This window comes from Streptomyces sp. NPDC111656, from assembly GCF_055656965.1.
This window is the reverse complement of sequence record NZ_JBVKCA010000022.1, coordinates 57895-83581: the sequence shown is the minus strand read 5'-3', so window position 1 is coordinate 83581 and position 25687 is coordinate 57895. Positions and strand designations below refer to the sequence as shown.

The 25687-nt window shown below is 69.1% G+C and carries 25 protein-coding genes and 2 pseudogenes; 21 read left to right on the top strand and 6 right to left on the bottom strand.

Features of this window, described 5'->3' with window-relative positions:
* The 14 genes and pseudogenes from ACZ7M3_RS42685 to ACZ7M3_RS42620 all read left to right on the top strand — a co-directional run.
* Positions 1 to 87 (top strand): annotated as a pseudogene (locus ACZ7M3_RS42685) (protein-tyrosine-phosphatase); the annotation flags it as partial.
* 106 nt (positions 88 to 193) lie between these two features.
* Positions 194 to 421, top strand: a pseudogene (locus tag ACZ7M3_RS42680) (protein-tyrosine-phosphatase); the annotation flags it as partial.
* 245 nt (positions 422 to 666) lie between these two features.
* The gene (locus tag ACZ7M3_RS42675) at positions 667 to 1908 is read left to right on the top strand and encodes a serine hydroxymethyltransferase (RefSeq protein WP_472070963.1); all 1242 of its coding nucleotides are present in this window, start codon (positions 667 to 669) and stop codon (positions 1906 to 1908) included.
* A gap of 126 nt (positions 1909 to 2034) precedes the next feature.
* Complete coding sequence (locus tag ACZ7M3_RS42670) at positions 2035 to 3417, top strand: MraY family glycosyltransferase (RefSeq protein WP_472070961.1); 1383 nt, start codon at positions 2035 to 2037, stop codon at positions 3415 to 3417.
* Between the two features lie 284 nt (positions 3418 to 3701).
* Positions 3702 to 4142 (top strand): hypothetical protein, encoded by a 441-nt coding sequence (locus ACZ7M3_RS42665; RefSeq protein ID WP_095852578.1) that lies wholly within the window; start codon positions 3702 to 3704, stop codon positions 4140 to 4142.
* 273 nt (positions 4143 to 4415) lie between these two features.
* The gene (atpB, locus tag ACZ7M3_RS42660) at positions 4416 to 5186 is read left to right on the top strand and encodes a F0F1 ATP synthase subunit A (protein WP_355487037.1); all 771 of its coding nucleotides are present in this window, start codon (positions 4416 to 4418) and stop codon (positions 5184 to 5186) included.
* A 76-nt stretch (positions 5187 to 5262) separates the two neighbouring features.
* Positions 5263 to 5499, top strand: a complete 237-nt coding sequence (locus tag ACZ7M3_RS42655; protein WP_045558932.1) for an ATP synthase subunit c family protein — start codon at positions 5263 to 5265, stop codon at positions 5497 to 5499.
* A gap of 39 nt (positions 5500 to 5538) precedes the next feature.
* Positions 5539 to 6087, top strand: coding sequence for a F0F1 ATP synthase subunit B (locus tag ACZ7M3_RS42650; RefSeq protein WP_067369019.1), 549 nt, complete (start codon positions 5539 to 5541; stop codon positions 6085 to 6087).
* Positions 6084 to 6908 carry a F0F1 ATP synthase subunit delta gene (locus tag ACZ7M3_RS42645; RefSeq protein WP_472070959.1) on the top strand — a complete coding sequence of 275 codons (825 nt, stop codon included), beginning with the start codon at positions 6084 to 6086 and terminating at the stop codon, positions 6906 to 6908. Before ACZ7M3_RS42650 ends, ACZ7M3_RS42645 begins: the two co-directional genes overlap by 4 nt.
* A 124-nt stretch (positions 6909 to 7032) precedes the next feature.
* Positions 7033 to 8622: a F0F1 ATP synthase subunit alpha gene (atpA, locus tag ACZ7M3_RS42640; RefSeq protein WP_472070957.1), complete on the top strand. Its 1590-nt coding sequence runs from the start codon at positions 7033 to 7035 to the stop codon at positions 8620 to 8622.
* Between the two features lie 21 nt (positions 8623 to 8643).
* Positions 8644 to 9558: a F0F1 ATP synthase subunit gamma gene (locus tag ACZ7M3_RS42635; protein WP_267062849.1), complete on the top strand. Its 915-nt coding sequence runs from the start codon at positions 8644 to 8646 to the stop codon at positions 9556 to 9558.
* The gene (gene atpD, locus ACZ7M3_RS42630; protein WP_472070955.1) at positions 9558 to 10994 is read left to right on the top strand and encodes a F0F1 ATP synthase subunit beta; all 1437 of its coding nucleotides are present in this window, start codon (positions 9558 to 9560) and stop codon (positions 10992 to 10994) included. The genes ACZ7M3_RS42635 and atpD overlap by 1 nt, the downstream gene beginning before the upstream one ends.
* 163 nt (positions 10995 to 11157) lie before the next feature.
* A complete protein-coding gene (locus ACZ7M3_RS42625; protein ID WP_067369037.1) occupies positions 11158 to 11532 on the top strand; it encodes a F0F1 ATP synthase subunit epsilon in 375 nt (124 codons plus the stop codon).
* A gap of 129 nt (positions 11533 to 11661) precedes the next feature.
* On the top strand, positions 11662 to 12108 hold the full coding sequence (locus ACZ7M3_RS42620; RefSeq protein ID WP_054233219.1) for a DUF2550 domain-containing protein: 447 nt from the start codon (positions 11662 to 11664) through the stop codon (positions 12106 to 12108).
* A gap of 72 nt (positions 12109 to 12180) precedes the next feature.
* Here the strand turns inward: ACZ7M3_RS42620 and ACZ7M3_RS42615 are convergent, their stop codons facing one another.
* The 3 genes from ACZ7M3_RS42615 to ACZ7M3_RS42605 all read right to left on the bottom strand — a co-directional run bounded on the left by ACZ7M3_RS42615 (position 12181) and on the right by ACZ7M3_RS42605 (position 15996).
* Complete coding sequence (locus ACZ7M3_RS42615; protein WP_472070953.1) at positions 12181 to 14019, bottom strand: glycosyl hydrolase family 18 protein; 1839 nt, start codon at positions 14017 to 14019, stop codon at positions 12181 to 12183.
* Positions 14020 to 14128: 109 nt separating this feature from the next.
* A complete protein-coding gene (locus tag ACZ7M3_RS42610) occupies positions 14129 to 14770 on the bottom strand; it encodes a response regulator (RefSeq protein ID WP_095852570.1) in 642 nt (213 codons plus the stop codon).
* The gene (locus tag ACZ7M3_RS42605; protein ID WP_472071060.1) at positions 14767 to 15996 is read right to left on the bottom strand and encodes a sensor histidine kinase; all 1230 of its coding nucleotides are present in this window, start codon (positions 15994 to 15996) and stop codon (positions 14767 to 14769) included. The genes ACZ7M3_RS42610 and ACZ7M3_RS42605 overlap by 4 nt, the downstream gene beginning before the upstream one ends.
* 164 nt (positions 15997 to 16160) lie before the next feature.
* Here ACZ7M3_RS42605 and ACZ7M3_RS42600 point away from each other — a divergent pair, with 164 nt between their 5' ends.
* The gene (locus ACZ7M3_RS42600) at positions 16161 to 16709 is read left to right on the top strand and encodes a hypothetical protein (protein WP_472070951.1); all 549 of its coding nucleotides are present in this window, start codon (positions 16161 to 16163) and stop codon (positions 16707 to 16709) included.
* Here ACZ7M3_RS42600 and ACZ7M3_RS42595 read toward each other — a convergent pair.
* Complete coding sequence (locus ACZ7M3_RS42595; protein WP_472070949.1) at positions 16706 to 17278, bottom strand: cob(I)yrinic acid a,c-diamide adenosyltransferase; 573 nt, start codon at positions 17276 to 17278, stop codon at positions 16706 to 16708. The two genes, ACZ7M3_RS42600 and ACZ7M3_RS42595, sit on opposite strands and share 4 nt — an antisense overlap.
* Before the next feature lie 150 nt (positions 17279 to 17428).
* Between ACZ7M3_RS42595 and ACZ7M3_RS42590 the strand changes: the two genes are divergently transcribed.
* The 4 genes from ACZ7M3_RS42590 (at position 17429) to ACZ7M3_RS42575 (ending at position 22444) form a co-directional block, all read left to right on the top strand.
* The gene (locus ACZ7M3_RS42590; RefSeq protein WP_472071058.1) at positions 17429 to 18058 is read left to right on the top strand and encodes a zinc ribbon domain-containing protein; all 630 of its coding nucleotides are present in this window, start codon (positions 17429 to 17431) and stop codon (positions 18056 to 18058) included.
* Positions 18059 to 18235: 177 nt separating this feature from the next.
* Positions 18236 to 19084 (top strand): 3-hydroxyacyl-CoA dehydrogenase family protein, encoded by an 849-nt coding sequence (locus ACZ7M3_RS42585; protein ID WP_054233213.1) that lies wholly within the window; start codon positions 18236 to 18238, stop codon positions 19082 to 19084.
* Between the two features lie 207 nt (positions 19085 to 19291).
* Positions 19292 to 19615 carry an STAS domain-containing protein gene (locus tag ACZ7M3_RS42580; RefSeq protein WP_030596935.1) on the top strand — a complete coding sequence of 108 codons (324 nt, stop codon included), beginning with the start codon at positions 19292 to 19294 and terminating at the stop codon, positions 19613 to 19615.
* Between the two features lie 270 nt (positions 19616 to 19885).
* Positions 19886 to 22444 (top strand): ATP-binding protein, encoded by a 2559-nt coding sequence (locus ACZ7M3_RS42575; RefSeq protein WP_472070947.1) that lies wholly within the window; start codon positions 19886 to 19888, stop codon positions 22442 to 22444.
* A 96-nt stretch (positions 22445 to 22540) separates the two neighbouring features.
* On the opposite strand, the gene nucS is transcribed toward ACZ7M3_RS42575, so the two are convergent.
* Positions 22541 to 23212, bottom strand: a complete 672-nt coding sequence (nucS, locus tag ACZ7M3_RS42570; protein ID WP_060901300.1) for an endonuclease NucS — start codon at positions 23210 to 23212, stop codon at positions 22541 to 22543.
* Positions 23213 to 23456: 244 nt separating this feature from the next.
* On the opposite strand from nucS, the gene ACZ7M3_RS42565 reads away from it, so the two are divergent.
* Positions 23457 to 23849: an SCO5389 family protein gene (locus tag ACZ7M3_RS42565; protein ID WP_067369067.1), complete on the top strand. Its 393-nt coding sequence runs from the start codon at positions 23457 to 23459 to the stop codon at positions 23847 to 23849.
* Positions 23850 to 24105: 256 nt separating this feature from the next.
* Here ACZ7M3_RS42565 and ACZ7M3_RS42560 read toward each other — a convergent pair whose 3' ends face one another.
* Positions 24106 to 25134 (bottom strand): LLM class flavin-dependent oxidoreductase, encoded by a 1029-nt coding sequence (locus ACZ7M3_RS42560; RefSeq protein ID WP_472070945.1) that lies wholly within the window; start codon positions 25132 to 25134, stop codon positions 24106 to 24108.
* A gap of 220 nt (positions 25135 to 25354) precedes the next feature.
* Here ACZ7M3_RS42560 and ACZ7M3_RS42555 point away from each other — a divergent pair, with 220 nt between their 5' ends.
* Entirely contained in the window at positions 25355 to 25687 is a 333-nt protein-coding gene (locus tag ACZ7M3_RS42555) for a hypothetical protein (RefSeq protein WP_054233208.1), read from the top strand.

The window sequence follows — 25687 nt, the reverse complement described above, 5'->3', positions numbered from 1 at the left end:
CCGTTCTTCCGCTCGATCGGCGACGAGATCAATGAGGCACTGGATCCGGTGGTGACGGCGCTGACCGGGGTTCGCGCGCGAGCCTGATCCGCCCTGTGGTGGGGGTTCGACGGACGGAGTCCGGCGCAGCGGCCCGAAGCCAGGGAGGCCCGCCGGGGCCGAGCGGTGCGAGGGGCGCGTGGGGGATTGGGCCCCGGCCACGCTTCCTCCGCTGGAGGACGGTGTGGTCGAACGTGCCCGCGCTCTGGTGCGGGCCGCTGCCGCTCTGCGCGGGTGGCTGTTGGCGCCCACGGCGGAGGCGGACGAGGTCTTCGACCCGTACGGCGCGCCCTTGCCGTTCTTCCGCTCGATCGGCGACGAGATCAATGAGGCACTGGATCCGGTGGTGACGGCGCTGACCGGGGTTCGCGCGCGAGCCTGATCCGCCCTGCGGTGGGGGTTCGACGGACGGAACGCGTGGGGGATTGGGCCCCGGCCACGCTCCCTCCGCTGGAGGACGGTGTGGTCGAACGTGCCCGCGCTCTGGTGCGGGCCGCTGCCGCTCTACGCGGGTGGTTGCTGTGGGCGTTTTTTCGTGGAGCGCCCGATAGGCCGTAATACCGGGCGTCCCACCGGTCCCGGTTCTACATTGGACGTAGCGCACCCTGCCGAGGCCCGGAGTCCACCATGCCGGTCACACAAACGCTGGAAGCGGATGTTCTGCGTCTGCAGGACCCGGAGCTCGCCGAGATCCTGATGGGGGAGCTGGCGCGGCAGTCGACGACGCTCCAGCTGATCGCGGCCGAGAACTTCACGTCGAAGGCGGTGCTGACCGCCCTCGGGTCGCCGCTGGCGAACAAGTACGCCGAGGGGTATCCCGGCGCACGCCACCACGGCGGCTGCGAGATCGTCGACGTCGCCGAGCGCCTCGCCGTCGAGCGCGCCAAGGCCCTCTTCGGCGCCGAGCACGCCAACGTGCAGTCCCACTCCGGATCCTCGGCCGTCCTCGCCACGTACGCCGCCCTGCTGCGGCCGGGGGACACGGTCCTGGCCATGGGCCTGCCGTTCGGTGGCCATCTCACGCACGGGTCGCCCGCGAACTTCTCCGGCCGCTGGTTCGACTTCGTCGGGTACGGGGTGGAGGCGGAGAGCGGGCTCATCGACTACGAGCAGGTGCGCACACTGGCCCGTACGCACCGGCCGAAGGCCATCGTCTGCGGGGCGATCTCCTACCCCCGGCACATCGACTACGCGCTCTTCCGGGCGATCGCCGACGAGGTCGGCGCCTATCTCATCGCCGACGCCGCCCACCCCATCGGCCTGGTCGCCGGGGGAGCGGCGCCCAGTCCGGTGCCGTACGCCGATGTCGTCTGCGCCACCACGCACAAGGTCCTGCGCGGCCCCCGCGGCGGCATGATCCTCTGTGGCGGCGAGCTGGCCGAGCGGGTCGACCGGGCCGTGTTCCCCTTCACCCAGGGCGGCGCCCAGATGCACACCATCGCCGCCAAGGCCGTCGCGTTCGGCGAGGCCGCGACCCCCGCGTTCGCGGTGTACGCGCACCAGGTGGTCGCCAACGCGAAGGTGCTGGCCGAGGGGCTGGCCGCGGAGGGGCTCGCCCTCACCACCGGGGGGACCGACACCCACATGCTCACCGCGGACACCGCTCCGCTCGGTCTCGACGGACGCAGCGCGCGCGGCCGGCTGGCCGCCGCCGGAATGGTCCTCGACACCTGCGCGCTGCCGCACGGCGACATCCGCGGCCTGCGCCTCGGCACGGCCGCGCTGACCACGCAGGGGATGGGCGAGGCGGAGATGTCGCAGGTCGCGAAGTTGTTCGCGGCCGTGCTGCGGGACGAGGCCGACAGCAAGCGGGCACGTGAAGAAGTAAGGGATCTGGCCGGGAGATTTCCGCCCTATCCGGACGAGTGAGGGGTACACGCACACGTGTGCACAGCCACTCGTGCAACCATCGTCGCTACCCGGAAGTCCCCAACCATATGCGCGCATCGCTAGGGTGTGGGGCTGAGATGGCCAGCGAGACCTGTGGGGAAGCCCGTGCGTGAATATCTGCTGACGCTCTGCATCACGGCCGCGGTGACGTATCTGCTGACAGGGCCGGTACGGAAGTTCGCGATCGTGGCCGGAGCCATGCCGCAGATCCGGGCACGTGACGTGCACCGGGAACCCACGCCACGGCTCGGTGGCATCGCGATGTTCTTCGGTCTGTGCGCCGGTCTGCTGGTCGCCGACCATCTGCGGAACCTCAACGCGGTCTTCTCGGACTCCAACGAGCCCCGCGCACTGCTCTCCGGCGCCGCGCTGATCTGGCTGATCGGTGTCCTGGACGACAAGTTCGAGATCGACGCCCTCATCAAACTGGGCGGCCAGATGATCGCCGCGGGTGTGATGGTCATGCAGGGTCTGACGATCCTGTGGCTGCCCATCCCCGGCGTCGGCCTGGTCGCGCTGACCCAGTGGCAGGGCACCCTGCTCACCGTGGCGCTGGTCGTCATCACGATCAACGCGGTGAACTTCGTCGACGGCCTCGACGGTCTCGCCGCCGGCATGGTGTGCATCGCCTCCGCCGCGTTCTTCCTGTACGCGTACCGCATCTGGTACAGCTACGGCATCGAGGCCGCCGCCCCGGCGACCCTCTTCGCGTCGATCCTCATGGGCATGTGTCTGGGCTTCCTGCCGCACAACATGCACCCCGCCCGGATCTTCATGGGTGACTCCGGCTCGATGCTGATCGGCCTGGTGCTGGCCGCCGGCGCGATCTCCATCACCGGGCAGATCGACCCGGACGCGATGAACCTGTTCTCCGGCTCGGAGCGCAACACCGTGCACCAGACGGTGCCGGTCTACATCCCGCTGCTGCTGCCGCTGACGATCATCGCGGTCCCGGCCGCCGACCTGGTGCTCGCCATCGTGCGGCGCACCTGGCGCGGTCAGTCGCCCTTCGCCGCCGACCGCGGCCACCTGCACCACCGCCTCCTGGAGGTCGGCCACTCGCACAGCAGGGCCGTCCTGATCATGTACTTCTGGTCGGCGCTGATCGCCTTCGGAGCGCTCGCCTTCTCGGTGAACTCGGCGTCCATGTGGATCGTGCTCGGCATCGCGGCGCTCAGCGCGGTGGGTCTCGTACTGCTCCTGCTGCCGCGCTTCACGCCGCGTGCCCCGCGCTGGGCCGAGAACCTGGTGCCGCCGCGCTACCGCCGTCGTCGCAGGGTCGCCCTGGCGGCCGATGCGGAGGCGGCCGTGGCCTCCGTCGCGTACGAGGAGCCGACGTCCCACGAGAAGGCGGCCCAGGAGCGGGAAGAGGGTGTGCGCGAACACCGTTCCCCGGTCACCACGGGTGTCTCAGGAGTCAACGGAGCGACGGCAATTGGGCCCCGCGCGCGCTTCCCGGAGGGGCGCAAAGCCGAATCTTCACGCTGACGCAAAGTAAGAATTCTGCAAGAGGGATCACCGGCAAACCGCGTCAATACCAGACATGTCGCCCTCGATATTGCACAAACGCGCAGGTTCACTCTCATGTGTGACGGCGAGCACACCTTCTAGGTAAAGACCGCATCAAATAGTTTGTGATACGGTTCACGAGAACCCGGGATAGAGCCGAAGGACCGTAGTGAGACGGCCCCTTGGCGTGAGGTTCTCTCTCAGCCCGGGACTACGCTCGTCCATGACGACACCCTGCCCCCGAAGCAAGCGGAGTTGCCGCCATGCCGTCCAATGACGCCCGGAACCTATTGCACACCGCTGTCCCCACAGCGGCTGTCGGCGTGATCGCCGTCGCCGTCAGTGGCGTGGTCGCGGGTGGCAAAGGCGCGCTCGGCGCGGGCATCGGCACACTGCTGGCCATCCTCTTCATGGGGATCGGCCTCTACGTCCTGCAGTGGACGGCAAAAACGCTCCCGCAGCTGTTCCAGGCCATGGGCCTGATGCTCTACGTGGCCCAGCTCCTGCTGCTCCTGATCTTCGTGGCACTCTTCAAGAACACGTCTCTGTTCAACCCCAGGGCGTTCGCGGTCGGCCTCGTCCTCGCGACCGTCGTGTGGATGGCGGCGCAGGCGCGGGCACACATGAAGGCCAAGATCTTCTATGTCGACCCCGAACCCGAGAAGAAGAGCGAGAAGCCCGAGAAATCAGGGTCCTCGTCGTGAGGGGTAGGGCCGGGATAAAGCCATGTGGGAGATCCTGCTATCGTCCGGTGCCAACTGCGGCATCGCGGGCGCGGGCATCTGAGCTGACGCCTGCTCAATCGCGAGGCTTGATGCCCCACAGCCGCCCTCACATCCGTTACACCAGTCCAGTGCCGAACCGCGGCTGCGCGCCGCGCCGACACAACGAGGTTGCCGTACCTATGCGTCACGCCGAAGGAGCCCGTGGTGAGTGCTGACCAGACCCAGCTCGCCTTTGACTGGAGCTGTCGGATCATGTCCGACAACGGGTGTGGCTTTCCGGCTCCGGGCCTGCACTCGTTCCTCTTCAAGCCGCTCGCCACGGTCGGGGGGTTCGAGTTCAACAAGGTCATGCTGCTCGCCCTCCTCACCTCCATCCTTGTCGTCGCCTTCTTCTGGGCGGCCTTCGGCAAGGCCAAGGTGATCCCGGGCAAGCTGCAGATGGTCGGTGAGGCCGGATACGACTTCGTGCGCCGCGGCATCGTCTACGAGACGCTCGGCAAGCGCGAGGGCGAGAAGTACGTCCCGCTGATGGTCTCGCTGTTCTTCTTCATCTGGATCATGAACATCTGGTCCGTGATCCCGCTGGCCCAGTTCCCGGTCTCGTCGGTCTTCGCCTTCCCGGTGGTACTGGCCGCGCTGGTCTGGATCCTCTGGATCTCGGTCACGTTCAAGCGCCACGGCTTCGTCGGCTTCTTCAAGAACGTGACGGGCTACGACAAGTCGCTCGGCGGGGTGCTGCCCCTCGTGATGGTCATCGAGTTCCTCTCGAACATCTTCGTCCGACCCTTCACGCACGCGGTCCGACTCTTCGCCAACATGTTCGCCGGCCACCTGATGCTGGTCATGTTCACGGTCGCCTCCTGGTACCTGCTGAACAGCTGGATGATCCCGGCGGCCGGTGTGTCGTTCGTGATGACCATCATCATGATCCTCTTCGAGCTTTTCGTGCAGGCCGTCCAGGCGTACGTCTTCGTGCTGCTGGCCTGTTCGTACCTCCAGGGCGCGCTCGCCGAGCACCACTGAGTCACCGCCCCCCGCAAGCCCCAGAACGTCCGGTGGCCAACCCCCGCCGGTCCAAGAAAGAGAAGGAAGATTCAGCATGGCTGCCACTGAGACCCTCGCCGCTGTCACGGGTTCGCTCGGTTCCATCGGCTACGGCCTCGCCGCCATCGGCCCCGGCGTCGGCGTCGGCATCATCTTCGGTAACGGCACCCAGGCCCTGGCCCGTCAGCCCGAAGCTGCCGGCCTGATCCGTGCCAACCAGATCCTCGGCTTCGCCTTCTGTGAGGCGCTCGCCCTCATCGGCATCGTCATGCCGTTCGTGTTCGGTCGCTAAGCACTAGCCACCTGACACTTTTCGACGAAAGGCACTGATGTGATCGCCAACCTGGTTGCTCTCGCAGCCGAGGAAGAGCAGAACCCGCTCATCCCGGCCGGCCCCGAGCTGCTCGTCGGCACCATCGCCTTCGCCATCGTGTTCTTCTTCTTCTGGAAGAAGCTCCTCCCGAACATCAACAAGGTTCTGGAAGAGCGCCGCGCGGCGATCGAAGGCGGTATCGAAGAGGCCGACGCCATGAAGGTCGAAGCCCAGAGCGTGCTGGAGCAGTACAAGGCCCAGCTCGCTGAGGCCCGGCACGAGGCCGCGCGTCTGCGCCAGGAGGCGCAGGAGCAGGGCGCCACGCTCATCGCCGACATGCGTGCGGAAGGCCAGCGGCAGCGCGAGGAGATCATCGCCGCCGGTCACTCGCAGCTCGAGGCCGACCGCAAGGCCGCCTCGCAGGCGCTGCGCCAGGACGTGGGCAAGCTCGCCACCGACCTGGCCGGCAAGCTCGTCGGTGAGTCCCTCGAGGACCACGCCCGGCAGAGCCGTGTCATCGACCGCTTCCTCGACGAGCTCGAGGAGAAGGCCGAGGCGACTCGATGACCGCACACGGAGCAAGCCGCGAGGCCCTCGCTGCAGCTCGTGAGCGTCTCGATGCGCTGACGGACTCGACGTCCGTGGACGCGGTCCAGCTCGCCGACGAGCTGGCCGCCGTCACCGCGCTGCTCAACCGCGAGGTGTCGCTGCGTCGGGTCCTGACCGACCCGGCGCAGGCCGGCGAGGCCAAGGCCGAGCTGGCCCAGCGCCTGCTCGGCGGCCAGGTCGGCGGGCCGACCGCGGACCTGGTGGCCGGCCTGGTGCGCTCGCGCTGGTCGCAGCCGCGTGACCTGGTGGACACGCTGGAGGAGCTGGCGAGCATCGCCGACCTCACGGCCGCCCAGCGGGCGAACGCGCTCGACGACGTCGAGGACGAACTGTTCCGCTTCGGTCGGATCGTCTCTTCGAACACCGAGCTGCGCGCCGCGCTGACCGACCGCACCGCCTCCAAGGCGGCCAAGGGCGAGCTGCTGCACAGCCTGCTCGGTGGCCGGGCCAACCCGACCACCGAACGCCTGGTGACGCGCCTTGTGGCCGCGCCCCGGGGACGTAGCCTGGAGGCGGGACTCGAGTCCCTGTCCAAGCTCGCCGCCGAGCGCCGCAACCGCATGGTCGCCGTCGTCACCTCGGCGGTCCCGCTGAGCGACGGACAGAAGCAGCGCCTCGGCGCCGCTCTGGCGAAGCTCTACGGCCGTCCGATGCACCTCAACCTCGACGTGGACCCCGAGGTCGTCGGCGGGATCCGGGTGCAGGTCGGCGACGAGATCATCGACGGTGCCGTCGCGGACCGACTCGAGGACGCGCGCCGCCGCATCGTCGGCCAGTAGCAACTCAATACGCGTAACCACGTAGTACATACGGCCCTGGTTGGGCCGTGCAGAGGATTCCTGGGGGCTGACCCCAGACCCCCCAAGAAAACTTCGGGCCCAACAAGGAGAGCAGGGAACCCAGATGGCGGAGCTCACGATCCGGCCGGAGGAGATCCGGGACGCGCTGGAGAACTTTGTCCAGTCGTACAAGCCGGACGCGGCCTCGCGCGAGGAGGTCGGTACGGTCACCGTCGCCGGCGACGGTATCGCCAAGATCGAGGGCCTTCCCTCGGCGATGGCGAACGAGCTGCTGAAGTTCGAGGACGGAACCCTCGGTCTCGCGCTGAACCTGGAAGAGCGCGAGATCGGTGCGGTCGTCCTCGGAGAGTTCAGCGGTATCGAGGAGGGCCAGCCGGTGCAGCGCACCGGTGAGGTGCTGTCCGTCGCCGTGGGCGAGGGCTACCTCGGCCGCGTCGTCGACCCGCTCGGCAACCCGATCGACGGCCTCGGCGAGATCGAGACCACCGGCCGCCGCGCCCTCGAGCTGCAGGCCCCGGGCGTCATGGTCCGCAAGTCGGTGCACGAGCCGATGGAGACCGGCTACAAGGCCGTCGACGCGATGACCCCGATCGGCCGTGGCCAGCGTCAGCTGGTCATCGGCGACCGTCAGACCGGCAAGACCGCGCTGGCCGTCGACACGATCATCAACCAGCGCGACAACTGGCGCTCGGGCGACACCAAGAAGCAGGTCCGCTGCATCTACGTCGCCATCGGTCAGAAGGGTTCGACCATCGCCTCCGTGCGTGGCGCCCTCGAAGAGGCCGGCGCGCTGGAGTACACGACCATCGTCGCCGCCCCGGCGTCCGACCCGGCCGGCTTCAAGTACCTTGCGCCGTACACCGGTTCGGCCATCGGTCAGCAGTGGATGTACGAGGGCAAGCACGTCCTCATCATCTTCGACGACCTCTCGAAGCAGGCCGACGCCTACCGCGCCGTGTCCCTGCTGCTCCGCCGTCCGCCGGGGCGCGAGGCCTACCCCGGTGACGTCTTCTACCTGCACTCCCGTCTGCTGGAGCGCTGCGCGAAGCTCTCCGACGACCTGGGCGCCGGTTCGATGACGGGTCTGCCGATCGTCGAGACCAAGGCGAACGACGTGTCGGCGTTCATCCCGACCAACGTCATCTCCATCACCGACGGCCAGTGCTTCCTGGAGTCCGACCTGTTCAACGCCGGCCAGCGTCCGGCCCTGAACGTCGGTATCTCGGTCTCCCGCGTCGGTGGCTCCGCCCAGCACAAGGCGATGAAGCAGGTCTCCGGCCGTCTTCGCCTCGACCTGGCCCAGTACCGCGAGCTGGAGGCGTTCGCCGCCTTCGGTTCCGACCTGGACGCCGCGTCGAAGTCCCAGCTGGAGCGCGGTCAGCGCCTGGTCGAGCTGCTCAAGCAGGCTCAGTACCAGCCGATGGCCACCGAGGACCAGGTCGTCTCCGTGTGGTCCGCGACCACCGGCAAGATGGACGAGGTGCCGGTCGCCGACATCCGCCGCTTCGAGAAGGAGCTCCTGGAGTACCTGCACCGCAAGGAGCAGGGCCTCATGACCTCCATCAAGGAGGGCGGCAAGATGTCGGACGACACCCTCACGGCCATCGCCGACGCCATCGCGGACTTCAAGAAGCAGTTCGAGACCTCGGACGGCAAGCTTCTCGGCGAAGACGTTCCGGCCGCGGCCAAGTGACGTAAGGAAGGGACCTGACTCATGGGAGCCCAGCTCCGGGTCTACAAGCGTCGCATCCGATCCGTCACCGCGACCAAGAAGATCACCAAGGCGATGGAGATGATCGCCGCCTCGCGCGTCGTCAAGGCGCAGCGCAAGGTGGCGGCCTCCGCGCCGTACGCGACCGAGCTCACCCGCGCGGTCACGGCGGTCGGCACCGGCTCGAACACCAAGCACCCGCTGACCACGGAGGCGGAGTCGGCGACCCGTTCCGCGGTGCTGCTCCTCACGAGCGACCGCGGACTGGCCGGCGCCTTCAACTCCAACGCCATCAAGGCGGCGGAGCTGTTGACCGCCCGTCTTGAGGCGGAGGGCAAGGAGGTCGACACGTACATCGTCGGCCGCCGCGGTCTGGCCCACTACAACTTCCGCGAGCGCAAGGTCGTGGAGTCGTGGTCGGGTTTCACCGACGAGCCCACTTACGCGGACGCCAAGAAGGTCGCGGCGCCGCTCATCGAGGCCATCGAAACGGCGACGGCTGACGGCGGCGTGGATGAACTCCACATCGTCTACACCGAGTTCGTGTCGATGATGACGCAGAACGCGGTCGACGGCCGCCTGCTGCCACTGCGCCTCGAAGAGGTCGCGGAAGAGGCGCCCAAGGGCGAGATCCTTCCGCTGTACGAGTTCGAGCCGTCGGCGGAGGACGTCCTCGACGCCCTGCTGCCCCGGTACGTCGAGAGCCGTATCTACAACGCGCTGCTCCAGTCGGCTGCCTCCAAGCACGCCGCCACCCGCCGCGCGATGAAGTCGGCGACCGACAACGCGGGAGACCTGATCACCACGCTCTCCCGTCTTGCCAATGCGGCCCGCCAGGCCGAAATCACCCAGGAAATCAGCGAGATCGTCGGTGGGTCCGCAGCCCTTGCCGACGCGACCGCGGGGAGTGACAAGTAATGACGACGACTTCTGAGACGGCCGTTGCCACGGGCCGCGTCGCCCGGGTCATCGGCCCGGTCGTCGACGTGGAGTTCCCCGTCGACGCGATGCCGGACATCTACAACGCCCTTCACGTCGAGGTGGCCGACCCGGCCAAGGACGGCGAGAAGAAGACGCTGACCCTGGAGGTCGCCCAGCACCTGGGTGACGGCCTGGTCCGCACGATCTCCATGCAGCCCACCGACGGTCTGGTCCGCCAGGCCGCGGTCACCGACACCGGCACGGGCATCACCGTTCCGGTCGGCGACTTCACCAAGGGCAAGGTGTTCAACACCCTCGGTGAGGTGCTGAACTCCGACGAGAAGTACGAGGGCGAGCGCTGGTCCATCCACCGCAAGGCCCCGCGCTTCGACGAGCTCGAGTCGAAGACCGAGATGTTCGAGACCGGCGTCAAGGTCATCGACCTTCTCACCCCGTACGTCAAGGGTGGAAAGATCGGTCTGTTCGGTGGTGCCGGTGTCGGCAAGACGGTGCTCATCCAGGAGATGATCTACCGCGTCGCCAACAACCACGACGGTGTCTCCGTGTTCGCCGGTGTCGGTGAGCGCACCCGTGAGGGCAACGACCTCATCGAGGAGATGTCGGACTCGGGCGTCATCGACAAGACCGCGCTTGTCTTCGGTCAGATGGACGAGCCCCCGGGCACCCGTCTGCGCGTGGCCCTGGCGGGTCTGACGATGGCGGAGTACTTCCGTGACGTCCAGAACCAGGACGTGCTGTTCTTCATCGACAACATCTTCCGCTTCACGCAGGCCGGTTCCGAGGTCTCGACCCTGCTCGGCCGCATGCCCTCCGCGGTGGGCTACCAGCCGAACCTGGCCGACGAGATGGGTCTCCTCCAGGAGCGCATCACCTCGACCCGTGGTCACTCGATCACCTCGATGCAGGCGATCTACGTCCCCGCGGACGACCTGACCGACCCGGCCCCGGCCACCACGTTCGCCCACCTCGACGCGACGACGGTTCTGTCCCGTCCGATCTCCGAGAAGGGCATCTACCCGGCAGTGGACCCGCTGGACTCCACGTCCCGCATCCTGGACCCGCGCTACATCGCGGCGGACCACTACAACGCCGCCATGCGCGTCAAGTCGGTCCTCCAGAAGTACAAGGACCTCCAGGACATCATCGCGATCCTCGGTATCGACGAGCTCGGCGAGGAGGACAAGCTCACTGTCCACCGCGCCCGTCGCGTGGAGCGCTTCCTGTCCCAGAACACCCACGTCGCCAAGCAGTTCACCGGCGTCGACGGGTCGGACGTCCCGCTGGACGAGTCGATCGTGGCCTTCAACGCGATCATCGACGGTGAGTACGACCACTTCCCGGAGCAGGCGTTCTTCCTGTGCGGTGGCATTGAGGACCTCAAGGCCAACGCCAAGGAGCTCGGCGTCTCCTGAATCTCGCGTACCTGAGGGACTCCGGTTCCTGAGGAACTCGTGTTCGTGAAGGAGGGGGACGGGACCGCACCTCGCGGGGCGCGTCCCGTCCCCCTCCGTACGCCCATTAGACTTTGACCCAACACCCGGCGGCCATGCCGGGTGGTGACCCGAGGAGCCCACCTTGGCTGCTGAGCTGCACGTCGAGCTCGTCGCCGCGGACCGCAGTGTCTGGTCCGGCGAGGCCACCCTGGTCGTCGCGCGTACCACGTCCGGCGACATCGGCGTCATGCCCGGTCACCAGCCGCTGCTCGGTGTGCTGGAGTCGGGCCCGGTGACCATCCGTACGAGTGATGGTGGAACGGTCGTCGCCGCGGTGCACGGCGGTTTCGTCTCGTTCGCCGACAACAAGCTGTCACTGCTGGCCGAGATCGCCGAGCTGTCGGACGAGATCGACGTCCAGCGCGTGGAGCGGGAGCTCGAGCGCGCGAAGGCGGAGGGTGATGCCTCCGCCGAGCGCCGCGCGGACGTCCGTCTGCGGGCGGTGTCGGCGCGCTGAGTCGCCGCGCTGTGTGATGCTTTGCCTCAGCCGCGGCGGGGACCGGATCACTCCGGTCCCCGCCGCGGCTGAGGCAAATGCGGAGGTTTTTTCTTTTCCGTTACCTAGGAGACGAGGAGGTCGGTGTCGATGGTCCTCGCTCTGACTGTGTGCGGATTGGTAGTGGCGCTCGTGGTGGTGGGGCTGTTCGTCTTCGGCCTCCGCCGCCGGCTGATCCAGCGCTCCGGGGGCACCTTCGACTGCAGCCTGCGCTGGGACGTCCCGGAGAAGAGCGACCCCAACGGAAAAGGCTGGGGCTACGGCGTCGCCCGCTACAACGGCGACCGCATCGAGTGGTACCGCGTCTTCTCGTACTCCCCCCGCCCGCGCCGCGTCCTGGAACGCTCGGCGATCGAGGTGGCCGGCCGCCGCACCCCGGACGGCGAGGAGGAGCTCGCTCTGCTCTCCGACGCGATCATCCTGGCCTGTGTGCACCGGGGCACCCGCCTGGAACTGGCGATGAGCGAGGACGCGCTGACCGGTTTCCTCGCGTGGCTGGAGGCAGCCCCGCCCGGACAGCGAGTGAATGTGGCCTGAAAGGCCACACTCACTCGCTGGGTGGGGGTCCCCCCGGACGAAGTCTGGGGGAGCGTCAACGTGGCCTAGGGGCTATCCGATCCCGCTGGTGAGGGCGCTCACCAGTTCCCCGTTGCTGGTGTCTCCGCTGAACTCCCAGAAGAACGCACCGCCCAGGCCCTGGCTCTTGGCCCAGGCCATCTTCGTGCCGATGGTCGCCGGGGTGTCGTAGGACCACCAGTTGCTGCCGCAGTGCGCGTACGCCGTCCCGGCGATCGTGCCGGTGGCCGGGCAGGACGTCTTCAGCACCTTGTAGTCCTCGATGCCCTGCTCGTACGTTCCCGGCGCCGGCCCCGTGGCCGTGCCGCCCGGCGCGTCCTGGGTGACGCCCGTCCAGCCGCGCCCGTAGAAGCCGATACCGATCAGCAGCTTGCTCGCGGGCACGCCCTTCGCCTTGAACTTGGCGATCGCGTCGGCCGTGGTGAAGCCGGGCGTCGGGATGCCGCTGTACGAGGTGAGCGGGGAGTGCGGGGCGGTCGGGCCGTCCGCGTCGAAGGCGCCGAAGAAGTCGTACGTCATCACGTTGTACCAGTCGACGTAACTCGAGGCGCCCGCGTAGTCGGCGGCGTCGATCTTGCCGCCGGAGGTGCCGTCGGCCGTGGTGGCCGCGGTGACCAGGTTGCCCGTGCCGAACTTGGCGCGCAGTGCCTGCATCAGGTTCTTGTAGGCCGCGGCGCCGCTGGTGTCGCAGGACAGACCGCAGGCGTTCGGGTACTCCCAGTCGATGTCGATGCCGTCGAAGACGTCGGCCCAGCGCGGGTCCTCGACCAGGTTGTAGCAGGACTGGGCGAACGCGGTCGGGTTGGCCGCGGCCTGGGCGAAGCCGCCGGACCAGGTCCAGCCGCCGAAGGACCAGAGGATCTTGATGTTCGGGTACTTGGCCTTGAGCTCGCGCAGTTGGTTGAAGTTGCCGCGCAGCGGCTGGTCCCAGGTGTCGGCGACACCGCTGACCGACTGGTCGGCGGTGAAGGCCTTGTCGTAGTCGGCGTAGGAGTCGCCGATCGCGCACTGGCCATTGGTGACGTTGCCGAAGGCGTAGTTGATGTGCGTGATCTTGGCGGCCGAGCCGGACGTCACCAGGTTCTTGACGTTGTAGTTGCGGCCGTAGATGCCCCACTCGGTGAAGTAGCCGAGTTTGACGGCGTTGCCGGTGGGCGGCGGGGTGGTGCCGCCACCGGTGGTGTGCACCGCGACCGCGGCGCTGACCGGACCGGTCTGGTCGGCGGTGTCACGGGCCTGGACGGTGTACGAGTAGTCGGTGCCGGCGGTCAGACCGGTGTCCGTGTACGAGGTCGTGGTCACGGTGGCGACCTTGGCGCCGCCTCGCAGGACGTCGTAGTTCTTGATGCCCTTGTCGTCGGTGGCCGCGCTCCAGGAGAGCTTCACCGAGGTGTCGGTGATCGCGGAGGCGGTGGGGGTGCCTGGCGCGCTCGGCGGGTTGTCGCCGGGGACAGTGCCGCCACCGTCACAACTACCGCCGTTGAGCGTGCAGTTGGACGGAGATCCGGTGCCGGCGCCGTTGAAGCCGAAGGAGACGGAGGCGCCCGCGGCGAGGGTGCCGTTGTAGGACTTGTTCTTGGCGGTCCAGTGGGTGCCGGAGGAGGTGACGTCCGCGTCCCAGGCCGAGGTGACGGACGTACCGGAGGGGAAGTCCCAGCCGATCGTCCAGGAACTGATGCTGGTGGTACCGGTGTTGGTGACCGTCCACTTGCCTTCGAAGCCCGTACCCCAGTCCTGGGTCTTGGTGTACGTGGCGGTGGCGGAGGTGGCTGCCGAGGCGGGGCTCGCGAGCCCGACGAGGGCGGCGAGCGGAAGCAGCAAGGTGGTGAGTCCTGCCACGGTTCGCTGTCGGACTCTGGTTCTGAAGCGCATGATGCCTCTCCTCGGGGGTGTCGTGGGCATGGCTAAGCGCAGTGCGGCGAGAATAGAAAGGTCTGGACCATAGGTCAATAGGTCTGGACCAGTGCACCCGCGAGGTGGGTCAGACTCCCAACTCCTGGGCCAGCACGGCCGCTTGGACCCTGCTCCGCAGCTCCAGCTTCCCCAGCAGACGGCTGACGTGGGTCTTCACCGTCGCTTCCGCCATGTCCAGCCGGCCCGCGATCTCCGCGTTGGAGAGCCCCTCACCCAGGCAGGACAGCACTTCCCGCTCCCGGCGCGTCAGCGCGTCGAGCACGGCCGGGTCGGCGCTCGGCTCCCGAACCGGCTTCGCGGCGAACTCGGCGATCAGCCGACGCGTCACGGCCGGGGCGATCAGCCCCTCGCCGCTCGCCACCGTCCGCACCGCCACCAGCAGGTCCCTCGCCTCCGTGTTCTTCAGTAGAAACCCGGAGGCGCCCGCGCGCAGCGCCCCGAAGACGTACTCGTCGAGGTCGAAGGTGGTGAGTACGAGCACGTCGGCGAGCTGCTCGGCGACGACCTGACGAGTGGCGGACACCCCGTCGAGCCGGGGCATCTGCACATCCATCAGGACCAGGTCCGGGCGGAGTTCGCGGGCGAGCGCGACCGCCTGCTCGCCGTCCGCGGCCTCGCCGACCACCTCGATGTCGGGCGCGCTGCGCAGGATGAGGACGAGCCCGGCGCGTACGGCGGACTGGTCCTCGGCGACGAGCACGCGGATCATTCGGGTTCTCCTTGGACGAGAGGCAGAGTGGCGCGTACGGCCCAGATCGCGTCGTCCTTGCCGTCCTTTCCACCCTTGCCGTTCTTGACGTTCCCGCTGTCGGGGGAGGGCTCGGGCCCCGCCTCGAAGCTGCCGCCCAGCAGGTCGGCCCGCTCCCGCATCCCCACCAGACCGGCGCCGGAACCGGGGGCGCGGGGGCCGCTCGGAGCGCCGTACGCACTGGTCACCGCGATGGTGAGCGAGCCGTCCCGCTGGGTGAGCGTCACCGCGACACGGCCCTCGGGCGCGTGCTTGAGGGCGTTGGTCAGCGACTCCTGGACGATGCGGTAGGCGGCGAGTTCGACCGGGGCGGGCACCTTGCCGTGCTCGGTGGTGAGGGTGACGTCGAGTCCGTTGGTGCGGGCGCCGGCCACCAGGGCGCCGAGTCCGTCGAGGGTGGGGGCGGCGGACGGCTCGCGCTCACCGCTGCCGTCGCGCAGGATCCCGATCAGCCGGCGCATCTCGGCGAGCCCCTCGACGCTGTTCTCACGGATGACGGTGAGCGCGTCCTTGGACGTGCTCGGGTCGTCGATGGAGAGCGCGGCCGTGGAGTGGATCGCGATCGCGGAGAGATGGTTGGCCACCATGTCGTGCAACTCCCGTGCCATCCGGGCCCGTTCGGCGGTGACGGCGTGGGCGCGGTCCATCTCGGCGAGCAGAGTCGTCTGTTCGGCGCGCAGCCGTTCGGCGACGGCGGTGTCGCGGTGGTTGCGGACGATCAAGCCGGTGGCGGCGGGGGTGAACGTCACCAGGCCGGTGAACGCGCCGATCAGCAGCCCCTCCGGCTTGTGCCAGGCCGCGACCGGCCACACGGTCGCGATCACCGTGATCAACCCGGTGATCCAGGGGATGCGGCGGGCCGCGCCGGGGGAGCCGTACAGGACGGCCGCGTAGACCAGGTCCGTGAACATCACGACGGTGGCCAGGCTGCCGCGGGTCAGCAGGTCGGCGACGAGCGCGAGGGTGCCCACGAGCAGGGCGGTGCGCGGCCGTGTCCGGCGCAGCAGTTCGCAGCAGGCCATCACGGCCAGCGGCACCAGGACGGCCCAGCCCTGGTCCGCACGGGACATCGGATCGTCCGGCCTACGGCTGTAGAGACCGACGCTCCACAGGAAGAGCCCGCCGAGCAGTCCGCCGACCGCGATGCCCACGTCGTCGCGGTGGGGGCGGGGCAGTCGCCCGGCCATGACTCCGTCCATGACTCCATCCAACACGGCGCACCGGCTCACCGCGTGATGCCCGGGAAGGGTCCGGAACTGCATCTTTCGATGTACCGGGACTTCGTCACCGGCGATGACGATCCGAGCCGCCCCGGACGCGAGCCTGGAGGGGTGACCGAGAGGAGCGAACCGTGATCGTCGGGTTGATCGTCGCGTGCGAGGCCGGCTTCTGGGTGCTGCTGGCCGCGGGCCTCGCCGTCCGCTATCTGCTGGGGCTGCGCCGCACCAGCGTGGCCCTGCTGCTGTGCGAGCCGCTGCTGGAGGTGGTGCTCTTCGTGGTGACGGCGATCGACCTCAGGAACGGCGCCGAACCGAGCTGGGAACACGGCCTGGCCGCGCTCTACATCGGCTTCACCGTCGCGTACGGCCACTACACGATCCGCCGGCTGGACGGCCACGCCGCCCACCGCCTCGTCGGCGGCCCGCCCCCGCCGAAGCCCCCGCGCTTCGGCCTGCCGCGGGCCGCCCACGAGGGCCGCCTCTGGCTCCGCACCCTCCTCGCGGCGACCGTCGCGTGCGCCCTCCTCCAGGGCGCGATCTGGTTCGTGGGCGTCGGCGACACCTCGTCGCTGCGCGCCTTCCAGTGGGTGGCGCTACGGGCGGTGGGGCTCCACGGCCTGATCGCCCTGACCTATCTGCTCCGACCCAAACGCGCCCCGGTCACCCACGACAGGCCCTAGCGCTCGCCGCCCGGGACCCACAGCACGTCCCCGGCTTCCTTGTTCGCGGTGCGGGCCAGGATGAACAGCAGGTCGGAGAGCCGGTTCAGATAGGTGGCGGTCAGCGGGTTCATGACGTCGCCGTGGACCTCCAGCGCCGCCCATGTCGACCGCTCGGCGCGGCGTACGACCGTGCACGCCTGGTGCAGCAGTGCCGCGCCCGGGGTGCCGCCGGGCAGGATGAAGGAGCGCAGCTTCTCCAGCTCGTCGTTGAAGCGGTCGCAGTCCGCCTCCAGCTTGTCGATGTAGAACTGCTCGACGCGCAGGGGCGGGAACTTCGGGTCCTCGACCACCGGGGTCGACAGGTCCGCGCCGACGTCGAAGAGGTCGTTCTGCACCCGGGTGAGGACCGCGACGACCTCCGCGTCGAGGCCGCCCAGTGCGATCGCCGTTCCGAGGACCGCGTTCGCCTCGTTGGCGTCCGCGTAGGCCGAGATCCGGGGATCGGTCTTGGCGACCCGGCTCATGTCCCCGAGAGCTGTGGTGCCCTGGTCGCCGGTCCTGGTGTAGATGCGCGTCAGATTGACCATGAGGCCAATTTAGACGGTCTCGCGAGGGGAACCGACGTGTGACTGAGCACTGCTTCGGAGCCTGCGCACCGTTCCTCTCAGGCGTTCGATTCCGTGCGCATGTTCTCCCTTCGTACCCGTGTCCTTGCATCGGGAACGGCGTTGATCCAAGTGGAGTCCTGGCTGCGCTCGGAACGGAAGGTGGTGAACCATGCCGGTGGGCAGGAAGTACCGACGCCGAGGTACGTGGGTCGGCTATGTGCGGCAGACGCTCCGGGACTTGCTCGGCGGCGCGGTGAAATCAGCCACCGTGACCCCGACGGCAAGCACTGGTACGTCTGCTTTCCGGTGGAGGACGGCGTCAAAGCGCCCGCCGTGTCGCTGGAGCGCGGCCGGCGGCGCCAGGACTTCCATGCGCGGAGCGCCCGTCAGATTGTGGACGGCAATGCCCTCGTGGTCCTCGAAGACCTCGACACCGCGGCCATGACCGCCACTACCAGGGGATCCGGGGTGGAGCCCGGCGTCAGGATTCGACAGAAGCCCGGACTCAACCGTGCCATCCGGGACAAAGGCTGGCATTCCATCGAGTTGGCGGTACGCGACTGCGCCCGACGTACCGGTGCCACGGTGCGCACGGTGAATCCTGCTCATACGTCAACGACGTGCCCTGTTTGTGCGCATGTGTATCCGGGCGATCGCAAGAGCCAAGCGAGGTTCGTGTACACCGCCTGCGGTCACAAGGAGCTCCGTGAAGCGCCAACCAGCGTGAAACCGCAAGGAATTGACGCACCGACCGCATAGGTCGGAATCCCCTTGACTTCGGTCGGGGGAGGATCGCCAAGTCCGTCAGTTGAGACGTGACGACCGTCTCACGGCGTGAGACCGTGACACGCATTACTTACCGGTCACACAGGCCCTCACGAGCGCTAGTGTCCGGCCGAGAGGCAGACATATACAGCGCGTCAGGGGAGTCGCACAGTGGCAGGGAAGCTCGCCGTCATCGGAGCCGGGCTCATGGGGTCCGGTATCGCTCAGGTGTCCGCGCAGGCGGGCTGGGACGTCGTTCTGCGGGATGTCACCGACGAGGCGCTCACGCGCGGCATCGACGGCATCAAGGCCTCCTACGACAAGTTCGTGAGCAAGGGCAGGCTGGAGGCGCACGACGCCGACGCCGCGCTCGGCCGGATCACCGCGACCACCGATCTCGACGCCGCCGCTGACGCGGACATCGTCGTCGAGGCCGTCTTCGAGAAGCTCGAGGTCAAGCACGACATCTTCCGCGCGCTCGACAAGATCGTGCGGGACGACACCGTGCTCGCCTCGAACACCTCCGCCATCCCGATCACCAAGATCGCCGCGGCCACCGAGCGCCCGGAGCGGGTCGTCGGCGTCCACTTCTTCTCACCCGTGCCGATGATGCAGCTGTGCGAACTGGTGCGCGGCTACAAGACGAGCGACGAAACCCTCGCCACCGCACGGGAGTTCGCCGAGTCCGTCGGCAAGACCTGCATCGTCGTCAACCGCGACGTGGCCGGCTTCGTGACGACCCGGCTCATCTCCGCGCTCGTCGTCGAGGCCACCAAGCTGTACGAGTCCGGCGTGGCCACCGCCGAGGACATCGACCTCGCCTGCAAACTGGGCTTCGGCCACGCCATGGGCCCGCTCGCCACGGCCGACCTCACAGGCGTCGACATCCTCCTGCACGCCACCGGCAACATCTACACCGAGACCCAGGACGAGAAGTTCGCCCCGCCGGAGCTGATGCGCCGGATGGTTGACGCCGGTGACATCGGGCGCAAGAGCGGGCAGGGCTTCTACAAGCACTGAATCAAGTGAGTCATCCAGCATCACTCGTCACGGAAACCGCACGTGCCTCTGGGGTGTCACCCCATGAGGTGAATTCGGTATCGGTTCGCTTACAGACGGCAACCTCTGCCGCCTCAAGCCAGTCAGACGGTGCACACGCAAAACGCGGACCGACGCTGACGCAGAGAGACTGACGCAGAGTACGAGACGCACTCTCGGGGAGCGCATATGTACATCAGGGGCGACCACGCCGAGCTGGTCGTCGGGGGCCGCCTCGACGTACGCAGCGCGGCGGACGCCCGTACGGTCCTGCACTCGGCCGTCGACGACGGAGTCGGCGACCTGGTGCTGGACCTGTCCGAGCTGGACTCCTGGGACGCCACCGGGCTCGGTGTCATCATGGGGGCCCACCGAAGGGCCGGGCGGTGCGGCCGACGCCTCGTGCTGCGCCGTGTACCACCACAGATGCAGCGCCTGCTGGTGGCCACCCGGCTGCACCGGATCCTCGCGATCGAGGGCGGCATCGGAGTCGAGTCACTGCCCCGGGTGTGACCCGGCGTACGCCTCCTGAGCGGCGCGCGAAAGGCACCTCGCGCACAATCCTCACGAGACTGTGACGTCTCGGACGGCGCGGTACCCCGGCCTGTCGGAGATACTGTGCGAAGGTTTAGGGTTCGGCTGCCCGCCACCCGAAACCCTGCGAGCGGGCACCGGACCAGAAGCGACAGCGCGGTGTGCAGCAAGGCCGGGAGGGGCCTGGGTCCTTGTCACCGGACTCCCGGCGACAAGATTCGCACACGACGCTTTTGGGGGGCTTGGAACATGGACCCGAACAACCGGGGACCCGAAGAGTACGGCCATGACGACGACGGCCAGGCGCCTCGCTCGCGCCCGCCGCGTGATGCGCTCACCGCCGACCTCGGCCAGCACACACCCGCACTCGCCCGTACCGTCCAACTCGTCTCGGGCGACTTCCTGCTCACGGTCAACCCCGTCGACGGCAGCGAGATAGAGGTCTGCCCGCCGGGAGAGCGACCGCAGCGGCCCACGAAGTTCAGCGCCGCCGAGCGTGCCGATCTGGCGCGCGCCGCCCTGCCGCCCGTACCGCCGGGCCCCGCCCAGCCCCGACTGCCGCTCCTGGAGCGTCAGGGGGAGCGCGAGCGGCTCGTCCGCCTGCTGGCGCGCGGGCGTTCCGTACGCCTCACAGGCCCCGCCGGCTCCGGCCGCACCAGCCTGCTCGACGCCGTCGCCGACGACTGCGCGGACCTCGCCCCCGACGGCGTCGTCCGCCTCTCCGGATACCGGCGCACGGCGACCGACCTGCTGTACGACCTGTTCGCCGCCGTCTACAACGCGCCCCTGTACCGTCCCGAACGGGACGAACTGCTCGAACTCGTCCACGGGATCGGAGCGGTCGTCGTCCTCGACGACGTGGAGATCGGCGGCACCGCGCTCGACGAACTCCTCGACGCCACCCCCGAGTGCGCCTTCGCCATCGCCGCGACCCCCGACGTCCCCGCGCCCTCCGCCGACTCCCTCCTCGAAGAGGTCTTCCTCGGCGGACTCGACCGCAGCGGCGGGCTCGAGCTCCTGGAGCGGACCGTCGGACGCGTGCTGACCGAGGAGGAGGCGAACTGGGCGGGCGACCTCTGGTTCGAGTCCGAGGGCCTGCCGCTGCGCTTCATGCAGGCCGGCGCCCTGCTGCGACAGCGCGACCAGTTGCAGGCCAAGGAGAACGCCTTCGACGACTTCGGCGCCTTCCAGGACGCCCCGGTCGACCTGCCGGTCGACGCGCCCTTCGAGGCCGCCGACGGCCACGACGTACCGCTGCCCTCGCTCGCCGAGGGGGCCGCGCCCGCCGCGCTGCTCGCCTCCCGCCTGAGCGGGTCGGCCCGCGCCACCCTGCGCTTCGCCATCGCGCTCGGCGGCGAGGTGCCGCACCAGACGCATCTGCCCGCCCTCGTGGACGACACCCACGCCGACGCCGCGCTCGCCGAACTGGCGGGCTGCGCGCTGGTCTCCCCGGTCGGCTCCCGCTACCGGCTCGCCGCCGGTGTGCAGGCCCAGCTGGAGGCCGCCGGATACGCCGACGGGCTGGAGGAGCAGGCCCGCTCCGCGGCCCAGCACTACACCTGGTGGGCCGGACACCCCTCGGTCACCCCGGAACGGGTCTGCGCCGAGGCCGACGCCGTGCTCGCCGCCCTCACCGTCCTGGTCCCGCTCACCACGGCCCCGGCCGACGAGCAGGACGAGAGCGTCGCCGTGCAGCTGGCCCGCACGGCCGCGCCCGCCTTCGCCGCGGGACTGGACTGGAACGCCTGGGAGCGCGCGCTGCGCTCCGGCGCTGAGGGCTCCCGGCTCGCCGGCGAGGTCGGCGAACAGGCCTACTTCCACCACGAGTTGGGCATCCTCGCGCTCTGCGGCGGTCAGCTGGACCGGGCCCGCGCGGAGCTGGAGTCCTCCATCGGGCTGCGCGGTGCCCTCGCCGACAAGCGTGGCACCGTCGCGGGCCGCCGGGCCCTCGCGCTGGTCGCCGACCGCTCCGGGGCCGTACTGCCCGGCGGGCGCACGGCGGCGGGCGAGGAGGTGCCCGACGCGCGACACGAGGAGTCGGCATCGCCGCCCGGCGGCGTACCGGCCGCGTTCGTGCTCTCCGCCCCGGTCAGGGAGCCCTCGACGCTGGTCACCAACCGGTTCGAACCGGGTCCGGCGTCGAAGCGCGTGGGCGTGGGCAGTCGTCTGGTGGCCGGCACCCGGCGCAACCTGGTGGCCGCGGGCGCGGGCGCGCTGCTGGTCGCGGTGCTCGGCACCGTGGTGACGCTCGGCGCGACCTCGAACAACAACACCGACAACCCGTCCGAGAAGGTCGGGGTCAACCCCTCGGCCAGCCAGGGCGGCCAGGACGACAGCCTCGGCGCCGACAAGGCGAAGAAGGGCGGCGGGGGCGACAGCGACGCGGGCGTGGTGACCACGCCGACGGATCCGGGCCCCGACGGCACGTACGGGACCTCGGACGACCCGACGCCGCCGACGAGTACGAGCGGGCGGCCTTCGGCCGGCCCGAGTGGGACGCACGGGGGCGGCGGTACGTCGACGTCGCCGTCCAAGTCGACGACCAAGCCGCCGACGACCAAGCCGCCGACGACCTCGCCGAAGCCGTCGACGAGCTCTTCGCCGTCGGCTTCGGTGGATCCCTCGCCATCGGAGCCGTCCTCCGGGTCGCCCACCCCGACGACGACGGCGCCCTCCACCTCGAACTCCGCCAGCGGCCCCGCCTCCAGCATCCCCGCGAGCACCACTGCCAGCGCCCCGCACAGCACTTCCGCGAGTGTTCCGGCGAGCAGCAGTGCCGCCGGGTCGCCGGCCGGCTCGGTGATCTGAGCAGCACGACAAAGGTGAGGGCCGGGTCCGACATCGGACCCGGCCCTCACTTCTGACCGGTGAACCACATGACCGATTGAGTCAAAGTCGTTCGAATCAGAACAACCGCAGCTTGTCGTCCTCGATGCCCCGCAGCGCGTCGTAGTCCAGCACCGTGCAGCCGATGCCGCGGTCCGTGGCGAGGACGCGCGCCTGCGGCTTGATCTCCTGGGCGGCGAAGACGCCACGGACCGGCGCGAGGTGCGGGTCGCGGTTGAGCAGCTCCAGGTAGCGGGTGAGCTGCTCCACGCCGTCGATCTCGCCGCGGCGCTTGATCTCGATCGCGACGGTCTGGCCCTCGCCGTCGCGGCACAGGATGTCGACGGGGCCGATGGCCGTCATGTACTCGCGGCGGATGAGCGTGTAGCCCTCGCCGAGCGTTTCGATGCGGTCGGCGAGGAGCTCCTGGAGGTGCGCTTCCACGCCGTCCTTGATCAGGCCGGGGTCCACGCCGAGTTCGTGCGAGGAGTCGTGGAGGACTTCCTCCATCGTGATGATGAGCTTCTCGCCCGCCTTGTTGATGACGGTCCAGACGCCCTCCTCGTCGCCGGAGCCCTCCTTCAGGGTGCAGGGCGGCGACATCCAGTTGAGGGGCTTGTAGGCCCGGTCGTCAGCGTGGATCGAGACGCTGCCGTCCGCCTTCACCAGGATGAGACGGGGGGCCGACGGGAGATGGGCGGTGAGCCGGCCCGCGTAGTCAACGGAGCAGCGGGCAATGACGAGACGCATGGTCCGCAACGCTACTCGACGGGCAGAGGTCCACGCGATTCGCCCTGGAAGACGCCTGTTCGGTCGTGGCTGATTGTGGGCCTACTGGGAGTTCGCTATGTGCGCATTCTCCTGGTGCCGTCACCGTACGTTGCTTACCGTATAAACGGGAGGTCGCGATGCGTGTACTCAGAGTGTTCGATATCGCGAATGTCCCTTACCTGTCCGGCAACCCCCGAGGTCTGGGGGTGCGAGAGGAGAACCCATGTCGCTCGACGTCTCACCGGCCCTACTCGAGAAGGCCGAGCGAGGCGAGGTCGACGAAGCAGAATTCGTCGACTGCGTCCGGACCTCCCTGCCCTACGCATGGGAGATGATCAGCTCCCTGGTGGCTCAGCTGAAGGTGGACGGCGGCAACTTCGCCGACAACCAGACGCCTCCGCCGGACGAGCAGGCGCGTGGCCAGCTGCTTCGTGCGCTCGCGAGTGACGCGATACGCGGCGCGCTGCAGCGGCACTTCGGTGTGCGGCTGGCCTTCCAGAACTGCCATCGGGTGGCGGTGTTCCCACTGGACACCTCAGTGGACGACACGCTGGCACGCTTCACCTCGGTGCGCAGTCAGCTGCTGAATCAGTCGCCGGAGTTCCGAGACTGCTGACGTGACGCCTTGATGCCGCATTGCTTGCCGCTCCGTACGCGGGAGGTGCATCTGTACGGGGCGGCGGGCTCCCCCGGGTCCCCGGGTCGACGGCGGGACGTGGATCGTGGGTGGGTGTGTGCGTCGGGTCAGGGAGGAGACCGAGTTTGTCCGGGCCGCGGGGCGGGACAAGTCGGTTGTGGGGCCCTGGAGACCCTTGGTGGGCCCAGGGCGCCCGCACCCTCTCCCGGGCCCACGCCGTCCGCGGTGACCTGTCTCAGCCGAGGTGGGGGAGTACCTCGGCGCCGAGTCGTCGGACGTTCTCCTCGGTCGCCGCCAGGTCGCCGGAGCCCTCGACGAGGAGGGCGAAGCGGGAGATGCCGGTGCGCTCCGAGGTGGCCGCGAGACGGTCGGCGCACAGGCGCGGCGTGCCCACCGGGTGCAGCCCGCACAGGAGTTCCGTGTACGCCAGCGGGTCCCGCATCGCGCGGGCGCGGCCGTCGACCGTCACATGCGCGTCCAGCCCCTGCCTCAGCCAGCCCGGCATCGCCTTGAGGAGTGCCTCGACGGCGTCGGTGCGACGGTCCGCGATCTGGCAGACGCCGGCCGACACATGGGCCGCGCCGAGGATCTCGTCCGTCGAACGTCCCGCCACACGCGCCAACTGCCGCCACAGGGATACCATTTCGGCCTTCTCCTCGTCACCGACATGCATGCCGAGGAGCATGGGCAGCCCCCGCTCGGCGGCGAGCCGCACGCTCGCCGGCGAGGTGCACGCGACGACGACCTCGGGGCCGGCGGAGCCGCTCAGTGATTCCGACGGCCGGGGCACGACGGGCACTTCGCGGAACCTGAACCGCTCGCCCCGCCCTTCCACGGACGGCTCGCGCAGCCAGCGCACCAGTAGATCGAGTGATTCCGGGAACCCCTTCTCGTATGCCTCCAGGCCCGCGCCGAAGACCTCCAGGTCCACCCAGGGCCCGCCCCGGCCCACGCCCAGTGTGAAACGGCCGCCGGACGTCACGTGCAGCAGCGCGGCCTGCTCGCCGAGGGCGACGGGGTGGACGGTGGGCAGTACGCTCACCGCCGTACCCACGCGGATGCGGCTGGTGCGGCCCAGCAGCAGGGCGGCCAGGGTGACCGCCGACGGGCACGTCCCGTACGGCACGAAGTGGTGCTCGGCCAGCCACACCGCGTCGAGCCCGGCCTCCTCGGCGACCGCGGCCGTGCGCACCGCGCGGTGCAGGGCCTCCCCCTGGCCCTGGCCAGGGAACTGGGCCGCCAGTACAAAACTTCCAACGTGCATGGTGCTTTCCTGCTTCCTCGGCTCCGACGCGGAGCTCCCCCACCGGCATAACCGCCCGACACGTGCCGAGGACACGGCCTGTCGGAGAGATTTGCGGATTGTCTGCAGAATGAGCCGACGGGAGGGCGATCTGAGGGGGTTGGTGGGGTACGGCTACCCCTGTCTGCTCCGCGTAGGCTGGAGCAGACCCTGCTCCCTGTATAGCTCCGTGAGGTGTCCTGTGTCCCCGCGTCGCAACCGTCCCAAGGGTTCCGACCCCTCCGACCGGAGCGCGGAGGACGACCGCTCCGGGCGGTACGGCGGCTGGCAGTCCACGGAGAGCTGGCAGGGCGAGGAGTGGAGCGTGCGTCATGTGGCGGGCGCCAGCGCCGAGGGCAAGACCTACCGCTGCCCGGGCTGCGACCAGATGATCCCCTCCGGCGTCCCGCACGTGGTGGCCTGGCCGGAGCACTCGGGCGTCGACGAGCGCCGCCACTGGCACAAGGCCTGCTGGAACGCGAAGGACCGCCGCACCTCAAGGGTGCAGCGGTCCCGTAACGCGCCCAGGTTCTAG